This is a genomic window from Streptomyces sp. NPDC052012, from assembly GCF_040689265.1.
In the GTDB taxonomy this organism is placed as follows: Bacteria; Actinomycetota; Actinomycetes; order Streptomycetales; family Streptomycetaceae; genus Streptomyces.
The window spans coordinates 75,481-91,698 of sequence record NZ_JBFAXA010000020.1 but is presented as its reverse complement, the minus strand read 5'-3'; the positions used below and the strand labels follow the sequence as shown (position 1 = coordinate 91,698).

Genomic DNA, 16,218 nt, shown 5'->3' with positions numbered 1-16,218 from the left:
GGTTTCAGCCTCGCACGCGCGGCGACCGCGCGGCCGTGGCCGTGGCCCTCAGTCCGTCGCGCCCGCCCGCAGCTTCGCCAGGTCCGCCTTCACCGTGTTGATCGGGATGGCGAAGCCGAGGCCCACGCTGCCCGCGTCGGAGGAGTCCGCGCCGCTCGCCGAGTACATCGCCGAGTTGATGCCGATGATGTTGCCGTTCATGTCGATCAGCGCGCCGCCGGAGTTGCCGGGGTTCAGGGACGCGTCGGTCTGGATCGCCTTGTACGTCGTCGTCGACCCGCCGGTGTCGCCGTTGAACTCCCGGCCGCCGAACTCGAACGGCCAGCCGTCGCCCTGCTGCCACTGCTGCCGGCCCTGGCTCTCGTCCGTCGAGACGGTCACGTCACGGTCGAGCGCCGAGACGATGCCGCTGGTCACGGTGCCGGTCAGGCCCTCGGGGGAGCCGATCGCCACGACCTGGTCGCCGACCTGCACGCCCTCGGAGTCGCCGAGCGTGGCCGCCCGCAGCCCGGAGGCGTCCTCCAGCTTGATCAGCGCGAGGTCCTTGGAGCTGTCGGTGCCGACGACCTTCGCGGTGTACGTCTTCCCGTCGCTGGTCCGCACCTTGACCGACGAGGCACCGGCGACGACGTGGTTGTTGGTGACGATCTCACCGTCGCTCGTGATGATCACGCCGGAGCCGGTGGAGGAACCGGCGTCGGTGGCGGCCTTGATCTCCACGATGCTCGGGCTGACCGCCTCGGCGACTCCGGCCACGGTGCCCTTCTGGCCGGCCGGCACCACGTTCGTGCTGGTGGAGCTGGAGGCCACCGTGTCGTGACCGGTCAGCTCCTGGACGCCGTAGGCGGTGCCGCCGCCGACGGCCGCCGCGACGATGGCGACGGCGGCGAGCAGGGCGACCGGGCCGCGGTTGCGCTTCCCGCGCGGCCGCTCGGGCTGCTGGTCGGACTGCCCGGACTGCGCGGCGTGCGCGGCCTGCTCGGGCGGAAACGCCGGCGGGGGCGGCCACTCGGGGTTCACGGGACTGCCGGGGTTCACAGGAGAGGAGTAGTCCGTCATGGCAATGAGACTCGCGCCCGACGATGAGAGCATCCTGAGGACGGTCTGAGAAGCCCGACAGAAGCGCGTATGCCCGATATAAAGGTCCGCCGTCCGCCCGCGTTACGCGCAGCCGCAGGACCGCCGTACCACCAGCCGCGACGGGAACACCTTCAGCCGCTCGCGCCGCGAGCCCGCCACCCGCAGGCCGTCGTCGAGGACCAGGTCCACGGCCGCGCGGGCCATCGCCGAACGGTCGGAGGCCACCGTGGTCATCGGCGGATCGGCGAGCGCCGCCTCCTTGATGTCGTCGAAGCCGACGACGGCGAGCTCGCCGGGCACGTCGATGCGCAGCTCGCGTGCCGCGCGCAGCAGGCCGATCGCCTGGTCGTCGGTGGAGCAGAAGATCGCGGGCGGGCGGTGCGGCCCGGAGAGGATGTCCAGGCCGACGCGGTAGGCGTCGTACCGGTTGTAGGGGGCCTCGAAGAGGCGGCCCTCGGTCGGGACGCCGGCCTCGTCCATCGCGCGCCGCCAGCCCTCGACGTGGTCGGAGACCGGGTCGCCGACGGCGGGGGTCTCGGCGGTGCCGCCGACACAGGCGACGTACTCGTAGCCGTGCTCCAGCAGGTGGCGTACGGCGAGCTGGGCGCCGCCGAGGTCGTCGGTGACGACGGCGACGTCGTCGATGGCCTCGGGGCGCTCGTGCAGCAGGACGACCCGGGCGTCCCAGGCGTCGATCTCCGCGGCGGCCAGGTCGTTGAGCGCATGGCTGACCAGGATCAGGCCGGAGACGCGCATCCCCAGGAACGCCCGCAGGTAGTGGACCTCACGCTCGCCGATGTAGTCGGTGTTGCCGACGAGGACCATCTTTCCGCGCTCGGACGCGGCCTGCTCCACCGCGTGCGCCATCTCCCCGAAGAAGGGCTGGCGGGCGTCGGGGATGATCAGGCCTATGAGGTCCGTGCGCCGCGACGCCATCGCCTGGGCGACGCGGTCGGGCCGGTACCCCAGCTCCTTGATCGCGGCGAGCACCCGCTCGCGCGTGGCCGGGGCGACCGGCCGGGGTCCGTTGTTGATGACATAGCTGACGACGGCGGTGGAAGTCCCCGCCAGCCGCGCCACATCATCCCTAGTCACCTTGGCCACGCGCGGAGTCTACGCGGATATACCCGGTACGGGCAGGGCGTACGGGAGGTTATGTACGGCACGCTCTCGCGCTCACGCCTTCGTGCGCACCGGGGTGGCGTCGGACGCCGCGGCCGGGTCCGCCGTCTCCGGCTTCGTGCGCTCGCTCTTGGCCTTGGCCTCCTCGGCGGCGCGCTCGACCTTCTCCGGCGTGACGAATCGGTAGCCGACGTTGCGGACGGTGCCGATCAGCGACTCGTGCTCGGGACCGAGCTTGGCGCGCAGCCGCCGCACGTGCACGTCGACGGTGCGGGTGCCGCCGAAGTAGTCGTAGCCCCACACCTCCTGCAGGAGCTGGGCGCGGGTGAAGACCCGGCCGGGGTGCTGCGCGAGGTACTTCAGCAGCTCGAACTCCTTGAAGGTCAGGTCGAGGACCCGGCCCTTGAGCTTGGCGGAGTAGGTGGCCTCGTCGACCGAGAGATCACCGTTGCGGATCTCCATCGGGGAGTCGTCGTTGACGATCTGCTGGCGGCCCATGGCGAGACGCAGACGGGCCTCCACCTCGGCGGGACCGGCGGTGTCGAGGAGGACGTCGTCGATGCCCCAGTCCGCGGTGACGGCGGCGAGACCGCCCTCGGTCACGACGAGGACGAGGGGACAGCCGGGACCGGTGGAGCGCAGCAGCTGGCACAGGCTGCGGACCTGGGGGAGGTCGCGCCGGCCGTCGACGAGGATGACGTCGGCGCCGGGGGTGTCGACGAGGGCCGGGCCCTCCGCGGGCGCCACGCGCACGTTGTGCAGCAGCAGGCCGAGGGCGGGGAGCACCTCCGTCGACGGCTGAAGGGCGTTGGTCAGGAGCAGGAGAGAGCTCATCGCGTCCCACCTGCCTGGATCGTCCTGCGTTCGTGCACGGTTCGCTCGCCCATAACGTCTGGTTCCTCCTCGGTCCCTTCGAGGACGTTTACGGCACTGCTGCGTGCGATCGAGGCGCGCGGCCTGCACGGCGTACACGTCGTATACAACGCTCCGAAAGCACAAAAGGACCCGGGGGCTTCGCTGCCCGAGTCCTCTTCGCAGCAGAATAGCCGACATGAGCACCGGTCCGGCAGGTCATGTGGCACGTTCCACCCATCGTCCGAATGGCGAGACGGGTGGCGGGCCGCCGACGGCTCCCGTTCGGACGTTCCTTCGTACGGCGGACGGAGTGCCGATCGACTCCGTATACGAACCCGGGCCCGGCGCCGGTGCTCCGGGTGAGCCGGTGTTCGTGGTCGCGCACGGATTTACGGGGGACGCGGACCGGCCGCACGTGCGCAGGGTGGCGCGGGCGTTCTCGCGCCACGGGGCCGTGGTGACGTTCTCCTTCCGGGGGCACGGGGCGTCGGGCGGGCTGTCGACCGTGGGGGACCGGGAGGTGCTGGACCTGGCGGCGGTGGTGGCGTGGGCCCGGGAACTGGGGCACACGCGCGTGGCGACGGTCGGGTTCTCCATGGGGGGCTCGGTGGTGCTGCGGCACGCGGGGCTGGGGCTCGACGGGGGCACGGACGCCGTGGTCTCGGTGAGCGCGCCCGCGCGGTGGTTCTATCGGGGGACCGCTCCGATGCGGCGGCTGCACTGGCTGGTGACGCGGCCCGCGGGGCGGCTGGTGGGGCGGTACGGGCTGCGGACGCGGATCCATCGCCGGCAGTGGGACCCCGTGCCGGTGTCCCCCGTCGAGGCCGTGCCGAGGATCGCCCCGACGCCGTTGCTGATCGTGCACGGGGAGCGCGACGGTTACTTCCCGCTCGACCATCCGCGGATGCTGGCCGCGGCGGCCGGGGAGCACGGGGAGCTGTGGGTCGAGCCGGACATGGGGCACGCGGAGAACGCGGCGCCGGAGGAGCTGCTGCACCGGATCGGGGACTGGGTGGCCGGCCGGGCGGGCTAGCCTGACGGTGTTCACCGTCAAGGGATTGAGGAACCAGCAGATGGCAAAGGTCACGGTGCGGTACTGGGCCGCCGCCAAGGCCGCGGCCGGAGTGGCCGAGGAGCCGTACGAGGCGGCCACGCTCGCGGAGGCGCTCGACGCGGTGCGCGAGCGGCACCCCGGCGAGCTCGCCCGCGTACTGCGGCGATGCTCGTTCCTCGTCGACGGTGACCCCGCGGGGAAGCGCCCGCATGAGACGGTACGGCTGGCCGACGGCGGCACGGTCGAGGTGCTTCCGCCGTTCGCGGGAGGGTGAGCGGAGCGATGACGAACCAGCCGTACGAGGGACAGCCGTACCCGGGTCAGCCGGGCCCGGGGCAGTCGTACCCGGGACAGCCCGGCCAGGCGCAGCCGTACGACGGGAACGGGGCGTGGCAGGGGTACGACGATCCGTACGCCGCGCAGCAGCAGACGCAGCAGTGGCAGGGACAGACGTGGGAGACGTCGGTGCAGCCGCCGGTGTCGCCGGTGCCGGCGGCGGAGGAGACGGCGTATCTGCCGCCGCAGCCGCCGCAGGGTGACGCGGTGTACGCCGGGTACGGCGAGCCGGCTCCCGGCTACGGGGCGACGGCCGGGCCGATGCCCGCGGCCGCTGACGCGCCCTTCGCCCCTGCCGGAGCCGCCCCTGCCCCTGCTGGGACCGGGACCGGGGCTGGGACCGGCGGCGGTGATGTCCCCGAGTACGGTCCCGCCACGCTCGCCGGGAACGCCCGCATCACGGATGCGCAGCGGGCCCGGGCGGAGGGGCGGTCGCCGATCATCGAACCCGGGATGCAGCCGGCGCTGCTGACCGCCCTGCTGGGGCTGCTGCTGGCCGCGGGAGCGGCGCTGGGGACGTACGCGCTGCTCGTGCCGCTGGTGATCCTCCAGGGGGTCACGGCGGCGGGCTGGTTCCGGCTGAACGGGATGTGGCCGGCCAGGCAGGGCATCGCGCTCGGGTTCCTGGGCGCGCTGGTGGCCGACGTGGCGCTGCTGGCGTCGGACAGGTCGCCGGCGGCGATCCTGGGGACGCTGGGCGTGTGGGTCCTGCTGTCGCTCGTGTCGCAGCTGCGGTCGCACGCGGACCCGGACGAGCGGATGTACGGCCTGATGGCGACGGTCGCGGCGGCGGCGCTCGCGATCGTGGCCGGCGGCTATCTGGCGGCGGACGCCGAGGCCGTGACGGTCGGGGCGCTCGCGGTGGCGGTGGCCGCCGTGGCGCGGGCGGTGCCGCTGCCGACGGCGGCGAGTGTGGTGGCCGCGCCGGCCTCCGCCGGGGGTGCGGGCGCGCTGGCCGGTGCGCTGACGGACCTGGGCGGCGCATCGGGCGCGCTGCTCGGCGCGGGAGCGGCGGTCTGCGCCCTGATCGGCCACCGGGTGGCGAGCTACGACTACCCGTCCCGCTTCGTGCACTTCACCGCGGGCGTGGCCCTTCCGCTGGCCGCGGCGGCTCCGGCCGTGTACCTGCTGGGCCGGGTCGTCGCCTGAGACCCGTCACGCCTCGTGAGGCTCGTCCGGTGTCACAGGTGATCGACAATTTCGCGTCGGCCCTTCCGTCCGGAGTTACCCTCGCGCTGGGCGGCCGGCCGGTCGTCGGGACCAGCCTGGGTGGGGGACACACCGCATGCGTGCACTGCGAATACTGCTCGTCGTCGTCGTGATACTGGGCGGGCTCTTCGTGATCGTGGACCGTGTGGCGGTCAACTTCGCCGAGGGCGAGGCCGCCGACCGGCTGAAGGCGACCGAGAACCTCGCAGCCACTCCCGACGTGTCCATCAAGGGCTTCCCGTTCCTCACCCAGGTCGCCGGCGGCAGCCTCGACGAGGTCGAGGTGGGGATCCAGGACTACGAGGCCACCGCCGGCGACGGCGCCCGGAAGATCCGCATCGACGATCTGCACGCCGACATGAAGGGCGTCGAGTTCTCCGGCGACTACAGCTCCGCCACGGCGGACAGCGCCACCGGCACCGCGACCGTCTCCTACGACGAGCTGCTGAAGACCGCCAGGTCCGAGCCCACGCAGGTCGCTCCGGGCGTCACCGCGAACGTCGTCGGGCTCTCCGACGGCGGCAACGGGAAGATCAAGGTCGAGGTGGAGGCCACCGTGCTCGGCACCGAGCTGCCCGAGCCGGTGTACGTGCTCAGCTCGGTGCAGGTCGTGGACGGCGACACGGTGCGGGTCCAGGCCGACGCGCTGCCCAAGTTCGGGTCGATCGCGCTGCCCGAGTCACGCGTGCGGAAGATCACCGACTTCCAGCAGAAGATCGACGGCCTGCCCGGCGGCATCCGGCTGGACAAGGTCGAGGCGGGGAAGTCGGGCGTCCACATCACGGTGAAGGGCTCGGACGTCCGTCTGGCCGGGTAGTCCGACACGTGAGACTCCGACGTCCGTAGGGCAGATGTGACGCCGGATACATACGGGGGAGTTCCCCGCGGGCCCGGTTCGACGACCCGCTCGTCCCGCGATTCGGACGATCGCGTCTCACGATACGACACGCCGGTGACACGCCCACCCCGGCGTCCCTACGATCGGGCACATGAAGCGACAGGCGGATCTCACGAAGCGGCGGGCAGTAGACCTGTGCCGTGTCGCCGCCATGCTCTGTCGCACCTTCTGAGCGGACGCGTCGACGCCCGCATTCCCCCTGCCCGGATTCAGGGCCACCCGTGTGCCGGTCCCGTACGGCCGCGCGCACCTCTGACTTGCACGCCCCGCCGCAACTGCCCCGGAGGAGAAAGAGCATGAGCCGCAGCGACGTCCTGGTCGACGCCGATTGGCTCCAGGAGCACCTGGACGACCCGACCATCGCCATCGTCGAGGTGGACGAGGACACGTCCGCCTACGAGAAGAACCACATCAGGAACGCCATCCGGATCGACTGGACCAAGGACCTGCAGGACCCGGTCCGCCGTGACTTCGTCGACCAGGCCGGCTTCGAGAAGCTCCTGTCGGACAAGGGCATCGCGAACGACCACACCGTCGTCCTCTACGGCGGCAACAACAACTGGTTCGCCTCGTACGCCTACTGGTACTTCAAGCTGTACGGCCACGAGAACGTCAAGCTCCTCGACGGCGGCCGCAAGAAGTGGGAGCTCGACGCCCGCGAGCTGGTGCCCGGCGACGAGGTGCCGGAGCGGCCGAAGACGGACTACAAGGCCAAGCCGCAGGACACCTCGATCCGTGCCTTCCGGGACGACGTCGTCGCCGCCATCGGCGCGCAGAACCTGGTCGACGTGCGCTCGCCCGACGAGTTCTCCGGCAAGCTGCTCGCCCCGGCCCACCTGCCGCAGGAGCAGTCGCAGCGCCCCGGTCACGTGCCGAGCGCGAAGAACATCCCGTGGTCGAAGAACGCCAACGACGACGGCACCTTCAAGTCGGACGAGGAGCTCAAGGAGCTCTACGCCGAGGAGAACGTCGACCTCGCCAAGGACACCATCGCCTACTGCCGCATCGGTGAGCGTTCCGCGCTGACCTGGTTCGTCCTGCACGAGCTGCTCGGCGTCGAGAACGTCAAGAACTACGACGGCTCCTGGACCGAGTACGGCTCGCTCGTCGGCGTGCCGATCGAGCTCGGCTCCGGCAAGTAAGCCCTCCCGACCGACCTTTCCAGACCTTCAGGAGTAAGACATGTGCGGTGCGAAGGCCGGCGGCCCGGACGCCTCGACGATCAAGCCCGGTGAGACCACCATCCAGGGTCAGGTGACCCGCGACGGCGAGCCGGTGACGGGCTACGTCCGTCTGCTGGACTCGACCGGCGAGTTCACCGCGGAGGTCCCGACCTCCGCGACCGGACAGTTCCGCTTCTACGCGGCCGAGGGCACGTGGACCGTCCGCGCGCTGGTGCCCGGCGCCACCGCCGACCGCACGGTCGTCGCCCAGCAGGGCGGTCTCGCCGAGGTCGCGATCGCGGTCTGAGGGCCCTGACGAGGGCTGGTGACGGCTGAAGGGCCGTACCCCACGGGTTGGACGCCCGGGGTACGGCCCTTCGGTGTGCGACGGACCTACGCTGGCTGTATGTACGCGCGCAGGCGCCGCATCTACTTCGCCCTGATGGGCACGTGCATCGCGCTGTTCGTCCTGGCCTGGGGCGTCGTGCGGCTCTGGTCCGTGCCGGTGGCCGTCGGCATGTGCGTGGTGGCCATGGTCATCCCGCCGGTCGCGGCGATGATCGCCAACCGGCGGGGGCCGGAGGACCGCTGGTGGGACGATCCGTCCGGCGACCCGCAGTCGGACGAGTGGTGGGACGAGCTCGACGGCAAGAAGCGGCCCGGGGGCCCGTCTCAGTAGACGAGCGCCTGCGTCTCGTCCCCCAGCGCCTCCTGCACGAAGACCTGCGCGCCCGCGATCCGTACGCCCTCGATGACGTCCTTCTCCGTGATGTCGCGGCGGGCCGCGCACTGCGTGCACAGGGTGATGCGGCCGGCCGCGAGGACCGACTCCAGCAGGTCCGGGAGCGGGGCCGCGTGCGGCAGCTCGAACTCGGCGGCACGGCCCGGCAGGGCGAACCACGAGGACTCGCCGGTGAGCCACAGGGAGACGTCCACGCCGCTGGCCGCGGCCACCGCCGCCACCGTGAACGCCTGCGAGCAGCGTTCGGGGGCATCGGCCCCCGCGGTCACCTTGATCACGAGCTTCTTCGCCATGCCCGAATCGTAATCAGGGCCGCTACAACCTGCCCCGTGGCATGGGGGTCTCCTGTGCGCGCGCAGCGGAATGCGCGCTTCACCTTCTGTGGGGGGACGTCTTGGAACAACCCGAAGAGATGGTCCACGACCCGGATGCGGCGAGATCTTCCGATGTGCCCGAGGCCGTCGGCGCGGTCGAGCGGCCCGCGGGCGGGAAGCGGCGGCGAGGGCGTACCGCCGCGCTGATCGCCGCCGGCGCGGTGCTCGGTCTTGTCGCCGGCACGTGCACCGGATACCTCATCCAGGCCGACCGCGAGCCCACCGAGCTGCCCTCGCTGTCCCAGCCGGTGCTGCGGCAGGCCGAGGGCGAGGCGCCCGGGCCGCTGCCGGCGGCGCAGGACCGGCGTGTGAGGACCGACGGCGACCTGCGCAAGCTGCTGCTGAAGAAGCCGCGCGGGGCGAAGGAGAGCGACTTCCTGTCGGACGACGGCTGGTGGAGCATCGACGAGTACGCCGCGTCCTACACCAACTCGGACGCCATGTTCGCCGACCTCGTCGCCGACGACCTCCGCCGTGTCGCCGTGACCGGCTGGGAGAAGGGCGACCTGACCGTCGAGATCCGGCTGGTGCAGTTCCGGCAGGAGGAGGGCGTCGCGGCCGGCGACTACGCCTCGAACAACCACTACTGGGCGGGCCAGGAGGACGTCACCGACAGCTGGGACATCCCGGGTGCCCTCACCGGTGAGGCCTACGTCCACGGGCCGACCGAGGAGCCCGGCTATCTGCCGTACTACACCGCCGAGGCGCACGCCTGGCGTGGTGACATCTCGATGGAGATCTGGCTGTCGGACACGAAGCCGATCAGCAAGTCGACCATCCTCGACCTGGCCGAGCGGCAGATGGAGCGACTGTGACCACCAACCCGACCGACCCGACCCCGCCGACGGGGATCCCGGCCGACCCGCTCCCGGCTGACCGGACCCCGGCCGACCCGCTCCCGACCGACCGGACCCCGGCCGACCCGCTCCCGGCTGACCGGACCCCGGCTCTGGAGCTCCCGACCGATCCGTCTCAGGTGACGGCGTCTTCGGTCGACGCGTTCCCGGTTGATACGGCCCCGGTCACGGTGCCTCCGGTCGATCCCCTCCCGGCCGACCCGGCCCCCGAGTCGGCGGGGAAGCCCCGGCGGCGTGGGCGTATCGCGTCTGTCGTCGGCGGGGTGTTGGTGGCTCTTGCCGTGCTCGGTGGTGCCACGTACACCGTCGTGACCGTGAACGGCGCCGATCGGGATGCCGGCGCCCCCGTCTGGGAGTTCCCCGAGAAGGCCGAGGACCGTGCCGCGAAGGCGGACGAGGACACCGGGCTCGCCGGTCTGCTCGTGCCGTACGAGGCCGGCGGCTGGAGCCGTGGGCCCGACCTCGGGGAGTTCGGCCCCGACGTCGAGCTCAGCGGCGAACGGGCCACGGCCCTGCGCAAGGAGCGGCTGCGCGGGCTGCCGCGCACGCTGCGCAGGCAGATGGAGAAGGAGATCGACCGGCAGCGCCTCACGGGCCTGGCGATGCGCAGCTACCAGAGCACCGGTGAGGCCGCGTGGAGCGTCAAGGGCCACACCTTCACCATGAGCATCGAGCTGGCCCGGATGGAGAGCCCCGCGGCCGTACGGGACCGGGCACGCACGCAGAGCCGGTTCCTCGAGGCCATGGACATCTTCCGCAAGGGTCCGGCGATCAAGGGGCACGAGAACGCCCGGTGCTATCTGCAGCCGAAGATCGACGAGGTGGACCTGGACCGCATGTTCTGCACCGCCTACGTCGGCAATGTGCTGGTCACCGCCACCGCCGCCGGTGCCGTACCGCTCAACACGAAGGGGGCCGCGATGCTGCTGACCGAGCAGCTCGACCGGATCGACGAGCCGGGGAAGGCAGTATGAGCGAGCACCAGATCCTCGGCGAGCCGGACGCCGTCACGACTCCGGACCACCCCGGCCCGCCCCCGGCCGGCCCCACGCTTCCGCACCCGGTCGAACCCCCGGTGGCACCCCCGGCCGACCTCCCGGTGGAACCCCCGGCCGACCCCCTGGTGGCACCCCCGGCACGAAAGGACCGCCGTGTCCTGCGTGCCGTCCTGCGCTGGACCGCCGCCGTCGCCGTGTTCGCCGCGGTCGGCGCGACCACCGCGTACGGGATCACCCGGATGGAGCGCACCGACGTACCGGGGCTCGCCACCGAGTCCGACGGGCGCTCGGACTACCCGACGCTGACGAAGCCGCCGCTGCCGTCCGGCAGTCCGGGACCGCTCGCCGAGTCGAACAAGGCCGGGGCGCACTACGCCGACCTGCGCGAGCTGGTCCTGCCCGCGCCCGACGGCGCCGAGGAGGACCCGGCGCTGCGCGGCACGCGGGGCTGGCTGAAGACGGACGTCTTCCTGAAGGAGTACGCGGAGGAGGAGGACCGCGAGGAGTTCGGGGACACGCTCGCCTCGCACGCCCTGCGGCACATCGCCGCCCGCGGCTGGACCATGCCGGACGGCACCCGGACGCGGATCTACCTGCTGCGGTTCAACACCGCTGCCGTCGTCGACACCCTGATCGAGGACGGCCTCGTCCCGGTCAGCAGCCCCAAGTACCGGCTGCGCGGCGCCGAGGTGACGCTGTGGGACGAGGACTTCCCGACGCGGGCGCAGGTCGACGAGGTCCGCCGGTTCCCCTATGTGGAGAGCGGGGCGGACGGCGCCGAGCACGTCCGCCACGCCTACCTCGCGTCCGGCGACACCCTCGCCCTCGTCGTGCAGTCCCGCAAGGGCGGCGCGAAGGCCGTGCCGTTCTGGCAGACGGTGACCCTGCAGGGGCAGCTGCTGGCCTGACGTGGCTGACGTACCTCACAGGGAGGGCCGGATCCCGGACGCGTAAGCTGGGGTCCGGCCCTGTGCACACTTCCGCACCCCCGCTCAAGGAGCACCCCGTGGAACTCTTCTTCGAAATTCTGTTGGTCCTGGTTGCCGTCGGCGTCCTCGCCTTCGCCGGGCTGACCGTGAAGAAGCTGTACCAGGGCCAGCGCTGACACGACGCTAGGAACTACTGCTCATGATCGAGATCCCGTCCGACCTGCACAAGGACCTCGTCCCGCTCGCCTTCCTGCTCGGCAACTGGGCCGGCGCCGGCGTGCACGACTTCCCCGGCTCCGAGAAGTGCAACTTCGGGCAGGAGGTCGCCTTCACCCACGACGGCCGGGACTTCCTGGAGTACCGCTCGCACACCTGGGTGCTCGACAACGACGGCAACAAGGTCAGGCCGCTGGAGTCCGAGCACGGCTTCTGGCGGATCGACGCCGAGCGCAAGGTCGAGGTGACGATGACCCGCGACGACGGCGTCATCGAGATCTGGTACGGCGAGCTCGCCGACAAGAAGCCGCAGATCGACCTGGTCACGGACGCCGTGGCGCGCACCGCCGGCTCCCGCCCCTACAGCGGCGGCAAGCGGCTGTACGGCTACGTCAAGAGCGACCTCATGTGGGTCGGCGAGAAGCAGACCCCCGAGGTCGAGCTGCGCCCCTACATGTCGGCGCACCTGAAGAAGGCCGTCACCCCGGAGGAGGTCGAGCGCTGGGCCAAGGCCCTGCCCGACGATCTCCCGGACGACGGGATCGCCTTCTTCAAGTAGGTCCTCGCCGCCCACCGCCTAGACTGGCCGGTGTGGTGAGCACCGACTGGAAGAGCGACCTCAGGCAGCGCGGCTACCGGCTGACGCCGCAGCGCCAGCTTGTCCTCGAAGCAGTGGACACCCTGGAGCACGCGACCCCCGACGACATCCTCGTGGAAGTGAGGAAGACGGCGTCGGGGGTCAACATTTCCACGGTCTACCGGACCCTGGAGCTCCTGGAGGAGCTGGGCCTGGTCAGTCACGCGCACCTGGGACACGGCGCTCCGACGTACCACCTGGCCGACCGCCACCACCACATCCACCTCGTCTGCCGGGACTGCACCAACGTCATCGAGGCGGACGTGTCGGTGGCCGCCGAGTTCACCGCGAAGCTCCGGCGTGAGTTCGGTTTCGACACGGACATGAAGCACTTCGCGATCTTCGGCCGCTGCGAGGACTGCTCGCTCAAGAGTTCAACTACCGAGTCGTAGGCTTAGGGATATGAAGAGCCCCCTGCTGACCCTGCCCGGCGCCGTCCCCGCCGAGGGCGTGGACGAAGGCGTGGCCGCCCACTACGGCGACCTGTTCCGCGAGCAGCGCGCCCTCGCCGACGGCACCGGTTTCGTCGACCTGTCCCACCGCGGGGTCGTCACCGTCTCCGGTCCGGAGCGGCTCGGCTGGCTGCATCTGCTGCTCACCCAGCACGTCAGCGAGCTCCCCGCCCACCAGGCCACCGAGGCGCTGATCCTCTCCGCGAACGGCCACATCGAGCACGCGCTGTACCTCGTCGACGACGGCGAGACGGTCTGGGCGCATGTCGAGCCCGGCACCCAGGACGCGCTGATCGCGTACCTGGAGTCGATGAAGTTCTTCTACCGGGTCGAGGTCGCCGACCGCACCGCCGACATCGCGGTGGTGCACCTGCCCGCCGGGTCCATCACCGAGGCCCCCGAGGGCGTCGTCGTACGCGAGACGCCGTACGGGCGTGATCTGTTCCTGCCCCGCCAGGACCTGGAGTCGTTCGCCGAGCAGGCGGGGCCGCCCGCCGGGATCCTCGCCCACGAGGCGCTGCGGGTGGAGCAGCACCGGCCGCGGCTCGGCTTCGAGACCGACCACCGCACCATCCCGCACGAGCTGGGCTGGATCGGCACCGCGGTGCACCTGCAGAAGGGCTGCTACCGCGGGCAGGAGACCGTCGCGCGGGTCCAGAACCTGGGCAAGCCGCCCCGCCGGCTGGTCTTCCTGCACCTGGACGGCAGCGAGGTCCATCTGCCGGCGCCCGGCACCGAGATCCGGCTCGCGGACGAAGGCCCCGACGGCCGCAGGATCGGCTTCGTCACCACGTCCGTACGCCACCACGAGCTGGGGCCGGTCGCCCTCGCGCTGGTCAAGCGGAACGTGCCCGTGGACGCCCGGCTGATCGCGGGGGAGACGGCCGCGGCCCAGGAGACGGTCGTCGAGCCCTGAGCCCCCAGGACCTGATCCGCCGGACAGGCCTCAGATCTCCAGAAGGACGGTGAACGGGCCGTCGTTCGTCAGCGACACCCGCATCTGCGCGCCGAAGCGGCCCGTCGCCACCGTCGCGCCCAGGGACCTCAGCTGGGCGACCACCTCGTCGACCAGCGGCTCGGCGATGTCGCCGGGGGCGGCGGCGTTCCAGGTGGGGCGGCGGCCCTTGCGGGCGTCGCCGTAAAGGGTGAACTGGCTGATGACCAGCAGCGGCGCGTCGACGTCGCTGCACGACCGCTCGTCCTGGAGCATCCGGATCGACCAGAGCTTGCGCGCGAGCTGCGCCGCCTTCTCCTTGGTGTCCTCGTGGGTCACGCCGACGAGGACGCACAGACCCTCGCCCTCGATCGCCCCGACCGTCTCGCCGTCCACGACGACGCTCGCGCCGTCCACCCTCTGCACCACTGCTCGCATACGACCATCATGCCGGTCGGCGAACAGACGCTTGAACGAGGTCCGCGGACCGCCCCGGTCGGGCTATTTTTACTCCTTAACCCCCATCTGGGGCCGATCGGGGGCACTCGGTCACATAGCGGCCACATGGGGTGGCACGATGCTTTGCACACGCCGGTCGAGGGGACGGTAGAGGCACATGAGCACACCAGGTACCGGGCAGCCGCCTGGGGCTGTCTCGTTGACCCACGCGGCGGCCGGGGAACGGGAGTTCCACCGGCCGCCCACACAGCGCACGGACAGTCCCGCACTCCCTAAGGAGCCGCCGGAGCACGATCTGAGCATCCTCAGCCTGGCCGAGCTGCGCACCCTGCGCCGCGAGGCGCAGCGCGACGAGGCGGACCTCAGCTATGTACGACGGCTGCTCCAGGGGCGGATCGACATTCTGCGCGCCGAACTGACCCGGCGCACACCGGTGGGGACGGCGTCGGTGGCCGCGCCGGCCGAGGCGTCCGTCGTCGAGCGGCTGCCGGAGATCCTGCGGGACACCCCGGCCCGGCACCGTTCCTCAGCGCGGCACGTCACGCTCGGCACGCCGCACAGCGAGGAGTACCGGCGGCTGGCCGCCGACATGCTCGCCGAGGTCGAGCTGTCGGACCTGGGCGCCCGCACCGACGGCGAACTGAACGCCGCGATGGGGCGGCTCGTGCGGTACGAGCAGCAGGTGTCCCGCAGGCGCCAGGGGCTTCAGCGGACGGCCGACGACTGCAGTGCCGAGATCGCCCGCAGGTACCGTGAGGGGGAAGCGCAAGTCGACGACCTGCTCGTATGACACCGATACGGCCCGGTGACCCCGGGCCGTACGGGGCGGGCGGGTCGTTCCGTCGTCCGGAGGGCCACCGCCGATGTCCGCACCCGCGTCCGTACCGTCCCAGCCGCACATATCGGCCTCCTCCGCGCCACCGCCGGTGCTCGCGGAGGTCGTCCGCTCCGGCTTCGTCGAGGGGCGGCACCGGGGGAGCCTGGTGCTGCTCGGCGCGGACGGGGCGGTGGAGCTGGCGCTCGGTGATGTGACGGCGCCGGTGTTCCCGCGCTCCAGCAACAAGCCCATGCAGGCGGCGGCGGTGCTGCGGGCGGGGCTCGACCTGTCCGGGGAGCGGCTGGCGCTGGCCGCCGCGAGTCACTCGGGGGAGGTCTTCCACCGTGACCTGGTCCGCAAGATGCTGGCCGACCACGGGCTGAGCGAGGAACAGCTGGGCTGCCCGCCCGACCTGCCGCTGGACGCCGAGGAGCGGGAGACCTACCTCGCGGCCGGCGGGGCGCGGGACCGGGTCGCCATGAACTGCTCCGGCAAGCACACCGCGATGCTGGCGGCGTGTGTGCTGCGCGACTGGCCGCTGGAGAGCTACCTCGACCCGGATCACCCGCTCCAGCGGATCGTCCACAGGGGTGTGGAGGACGCGGCGGGAGAGCGAGTGGCCGCCGTCGGCACGGACGGCTGCGGCGCCCCGCTCATGGCGATCAGCCTCACCGGGCTCGCCCGTGCCTACCGCTCCTTCGTGCTCGCCGAGCCGGGCACGCCCGAGCGCCGCGTCGCCGACGCGATGCGCGCCCACCCCGAGTACGTCGCCGGCACCCGTCGCGCCGACACCCGGCTGATGCGGGGCGTCCCGGGCGCCCTGTCGAAGATGGGCGCGGAGGCGGTCCAGGCGGTCGCCCTGCCGGACGGCCGCGCCCTGGCCTTCAAGGTGGAGGACGGCGCGGTGCGCACCCTGGGCCCGGTCCTGGCCCGGGCACTGCGCCTGCTGGGCGTGGACTCCCCGGTGCTCGACGAGATCGGCAGGGCACCGCTGACGGGCGGCGGGAGCGTGGTGGGGGAGATCCGGGCGGTGTTCTAGGGAGCCGGCACCGCCCGCGCCCGGAACACCGCCTCGCTGTGGTGCCC

At 71.8% G+C, this 16,218-nt stretch carries 21 protein-coding genes; 16 read left to right on the top strand and 5 right to left on the bottom strand.

The features are described 5' to 3' along the window. Positions 1–48 precede the first annotated feature (48 nt). The 3 genes from AB0412_RS26900 to AB0412_RS26890 all read right to left on the bottom strand — a co-directional run bounded on the left by AB0412_RS26900 (position 49) and on the right by AB0412_RS26890 (position 3,036). A complete protein-coding gene (locus AB0412_RS26900; RefSeq protein WP_366405147.1) occupies positions 49–1,059 on the bottom strand; it encodes a trypsin-like peptidase domain-containing protein in 1,011 nt (336 codons plus the stop codon). 102 nt (positions 1,060–1,161) lie between these two features. Continuing rightward, on the bottom strand, positions 1,162–2,184 hold the full coding sequence (locus AB0412_RS26895) for a LacI family DNA-binding transcriptional regulator (protein ID WP_366405146.1): 1,023 nt from the start codon (positions 2,182–2,184) through the stop codon (positions 1,162–1,164). Between the two features lie 72 nt (positions 2,185–2,256). After that, a complete protein-coding gene (locus tag AB0412_RS26890; protein WP_366405145.1) occupies positions 2,257–3,036 on the bottom strand; it encodes a response regulator transcription factor in 780 nt (259 codons plus the stop codon). Between the two features lie 217 nt (positions 3,037–3,253). Here AB0412_RS26890 and AB0412_RS26885 point away from each other — a divergent pair, with 217 nt between their 5' ends. From AB0412_RS26885 to AB0412_RS26850, 8 genes are all read left to right on the top strand, one after another. Next, positions 3,254–4,090, top strand: a complete 837-nt coding sequence (locus tag AB0412_RS26885; RefSeq protein WP_366405144.1) for an alpha/beta fold hydrolase — start codon at positions 3,254–3,256, stop codon at positions 4,088–4,090. 40 nt (positions 4,091–4,130) lie between these two features. Further along, complete coding sequence (locus tag AB0412_RS26880; RefSeq protein ID WP_366405143.1) at positions 4,131–4,385, top strand: MoaD/ThiS family protein; 255 nt, start codon at positions 4,131–4,133, stop codon at positions 4,383–4,385. An 8-nt stretch (positions 4,386–4,393) separates the two neighbouring features. After that, positions 4,394–5,596: a hypothetical protein gene (locus AB0412_RS26875; protein WP_366405142.1), complete on the top strand. Its 1,203-nt coding sequence runs from the start codon at positions 4,394–4,396 to the stop codon at positions 5,594–5,596. A 136-nt stretch (positions 5,597–5,732) separates the two neighbouring features. Further along, a complete protein-coding gene (locus tag AB0412_RS26870; RefSeq protein ID WP_366405141.1) occupies positions 5,733–6,473 on the top strand; it encodes a DUF2993 domain-containing protein in 741 nt (246 codons plus the stop codon). Between the two features lie 172 nt (positions 6,474–6,645). After that, positions 6,646–6,726 carry a putative leader peptide gene (locus AB0412_RS26865; protein WP_350310325.1) on the top strand — a complete coding sequence of 27 codons (81 nt, stop codon included), beginning with the start codon at positions 6,646–6,648 and terminating at the stop codon, positions 6,724–6,726. Between the two features lie 124 nt (positions 6,727–6,850). Continuing rightward, the gene (locus AB0412_RS26860; RefSeq protein WP_366405140.1) at positions 6,851–7,696 is read left to right on the top strand and encodes a sulfurtransferase; all 846 of its coding nucleotides are present in this window, start codon (positions 6,851–6,853) and stop codon (positions 7,694–7,696) included. A 40-nt stretch (positions 7,697–7,736) separates the two neighbouring features. Further along, the gene (locus AB0412_RS26855; protein ID WP_010351646.1) at positions 7,737–8,024 is read left to right on the top strand and encodes a DUF1416 domain-containing protein; all 288 of its coding nucleotides are present in this window, start codon (positions 7,737–7,739) and stop codon (positions 8,022–8,024) included. A 99-nt stretch (positions 8,025–8,123) separates the two neighbouring features. Continuing rightward, the gene (locus AB0412_RS26850) at positions 8,124–8,396 is read left to right on the top strand and encodes a DUF3099 domain-containing protein (protein WP_366405139.1); all 273 of its coding nucleotides are present in this window, start codon (positions 8,124–8,126) and stop codon (positions 8,394–8,396) included. On the opposite strand, the gene AB0412_RS26845 is transcribed toward AB0412_RS26850, so the two are convergent. Beyond that, entirely contained in the window at positions 8,390–8,752 is a 363-nt protein-coding gene (locus AB0412_RS26845) for a DsrE family protein (protein ID WP_366405138.1), read from the bottom strand. The two genes, AB0412_RS26850 and AB0412_RS26845, sit on opposite strands and share 7 nt — an antisense overlap. Before the next feature lie 101 nt (positions 8,753–8,853). On the opposite strand from AB0412_RS26845, the gene AB0412_RS26840 reads away from it, so the two are divergent. From AB0412_RS26840 to AB0412_RS26815, 6 genes are all read left to right on the top strand, one after another. Further along, positions 8,854–9,648, top strand: a complete 795-nt coding sequence (locus AB0412_RS26840; RefSeq protein ID WP_366405137.1) for a hypothetical protein — start codon at positions 8,854–8,856, stop codon at positions 9,646–9,648. A gap of 356 nt (positions 9,649–10,004) precedes the next feature. Then, entirely contained in the window at positions 10,005–10,664 is a 660-nt protein-coding gene (locus AB0412_RS26835) for a hypothetical protein (RefSeq protein ID WP_366405136.1), read from the top strand. Then, positions 10,661–11,596: a hypothetical protein gene (locus AB0412_RS26830; RefSeq protein ID WP_366405135.1), complete on the top strand. Its 936-nt coding sequence runs from the start codon at positions 10,661–10,663 to the stop codon at positions 11,594–11,596. The genes AB0412_RS26835 and AB0412_RS26830 overlap by 4 nt, the downstream gene beginning before the upstream one ends. Before the next feature lie 220 nt (positions 11,597–11,816). After that, positions 11,817–12,392 (top strand): FABP family protein, encoded by a 576-nt coding sequence (locus tag AB0412_RS26825; RefSeq protein WP_260825149.1) that lies wholly within the window; start codon positions 11,817–11,819, stop codon positions 12,390–12,392. A 32-nt stretch (positions 12,393–12,424) separates the two neighbouring features. Next, entirely contained in the window at positions 12,425–12,862 is a 438-nt protein-coding gene (locus tag AB0412_RS26820) for a transcriptional repressor (RefSeq protein ID WP_366405134.1), read from the top strand. Between the two features lie 10 nt (positions 12,863–12,872). Then, positions 12,873–13,838, top strand: coding sequence for a folate-binding protein (locus AB0412_RS26815; RefSeq protein WP_366405133.1), 966 nt, complete (start codon positions 12,873–12,875; stop codon positions 13,836–13,838). Between the two features lie 30 nt (positions 13,839–13,868). Here AB0412_RS26815 and dtd read toward each other — a convergent pair whose 3' ends face one another. Next, the gene (dtd, locus tag AB0412_RS26810; RefSeq protein WP_366405132.1) at positions 13,869–14,294 is read right to left on the bottom strand and encodes a D-aminoacyl-tRNA deacylase; all 426 of its coding nucleotides are present in this window, start codon (positions 14,292–14,294) and stop codon (positions 13,869–13,871) included. 178 nt (positions 14,295–14,472) lie between these two features. On the opposite strand from dtd, the gene AB0412_RS26805 reads away from it, so the two are divergent. Then, positions 14,473–15,105 (top strand): aerial mycelium formation protein, encoded by a 633-nt coding sequence (locus tag AB0412_RS26805; RefSeq protein WP_366405131.1) that lies wholly within the window; start codon positions 14,473–14,475, stop codon positions 15,103–15,105. 73 nt (positions 15,106–15,178) lie between these two features. After that, on the top strand, positions 15,179–16,171 hold the full coding sequence (locus tag AB0412_RS26800; RefSeq protein ID WP_366405130.1) for an asparaginase: 993 nt from the start codon (positions 15,179–15,181) through the stop codon (positions 16,169–16,171). Positions 16,172–16,218 lie beyond the last annotated feature (47 nt).

Bases quoted from the DNA above. Each gene is read 5' to 3' on its own strand.
- AB0412_RS26900 (WP_366405147.1), bottom strand. From the start codon at position 1,059: ATGACGGACTACTCCTCTCCTGTGAACCCCGGCAGTCCCGTGAACCCC.
- AB0412_RS26890 (WP_366405145.1), bottom strand. From the start codon at position 3,036: ATGAGCTCTCTCCTGCTCCTGACCAACGCCCTTCAGCCGTCGACGGAG.
- AB0412_RS26885 (WP_366405144.1), top strand. From the start codon at position 3,254: ATGAGCACCGGTCCGGCAGGTCATGTGGCACGTTCCACCCATCGTCCG.
- AB0412_RS26880 (WP_366405143.1), top strand. From the start codon at position 4,131: ATGGCAAAGGTCACGGTGCGGTACTGGGCCGCCGCCAAGGCCGCGGCC.
- AB0412_RS26875 (WP_366405142.1), top strand. From the start codon at position 4,394: ATGACGAACCAGCCGTACGAGGGACAGCCGTACCCGGGTCAGCCGGGC.
- AB0412_RS26870 (WP_366405141.1), top strand. From the start codon at position 5,733: ATGCGTGCACTGCGAATACTGCTCGTCGTCGTCGTGATACTGGGCGGG.
- AB0412_RS26865 (WP_350310325.1), top strand. From the start codon at position 6,646: ATGAAGCGACAGGCGGATCTCACGAAGCGGCGGGCAGTAGACCTGTGC.
- AB0412_RS26860 (WP_366405140.1), top strand. From the start codon at position 6,851: ATGAGCCGCAGCGACGTCCTGGTCGACGCCGATTGGCTCCAGGAGCAC.
- AB0412_RS26855 (WP_010351646.1), top strand. From the start codon at position 7,737: ATGTGCGGTGCGAAGGCCGGCGGCCCGGACGCCTCGACGATCAAGCCC.
- AB0412_RS26850 (WP_366405139.1), top strand. From the start codon at position 8,124: ATGTACGCGCGCAGGCGCCGCATCTACTTCGCCCTGATGGGCACGTGC.
- AB0412_RS26845 (WP_366405138.1), bottom strand. From the start codon at position 8,752: ATGGCGAAGAAGCTCGTGATCAAGGTGACCGCGGGGGCCGATGCCCCC.
- AB0412_RS26830 (WP_366405135.1), top strand. From the start codon at position 10,661: ATGAGCGAGCACCAGATCCTCGGCGAGCCGGACGCCGTCACGACTCCG.
- AB0412_RS26825 (WP_260825149.1), top strand. From the start codon at position 11,817: ATGATCGAGATCCCGTCCGACCTGCACAAGGACCTCGTCCCGCTCGCC.
- AB0412_RS26815 (WP_366405133.1), top strand. From the start codon at position 12,873: ATGAAGAGCCCCCTGCTGACCCTGCCCGGCGCCGTCCCCGCCGAGGGC.
- dtd (WP_366405132.1), bottom strand. From the start codon at position 14,294: ATGCGAGCAGTGGTGCAGAGGGTGGACGGCGCGAGCGTCGTCGTGGAC.
- AB0412_RS26805 (WP_366405131.1), top strand. From the start codon at position 14,473: ATGAGCACACCAGGTACCGGGCAGCCGCCTGGGGCTGTCTCGTTGACC.
- AB0412_RS26800 (WP_366405130.1), top strand. From the start codon at position 15,179: ATGTCCGCACCCGCGTCCGTACCGTCCCAGCCGCACATATCGGCCTCC.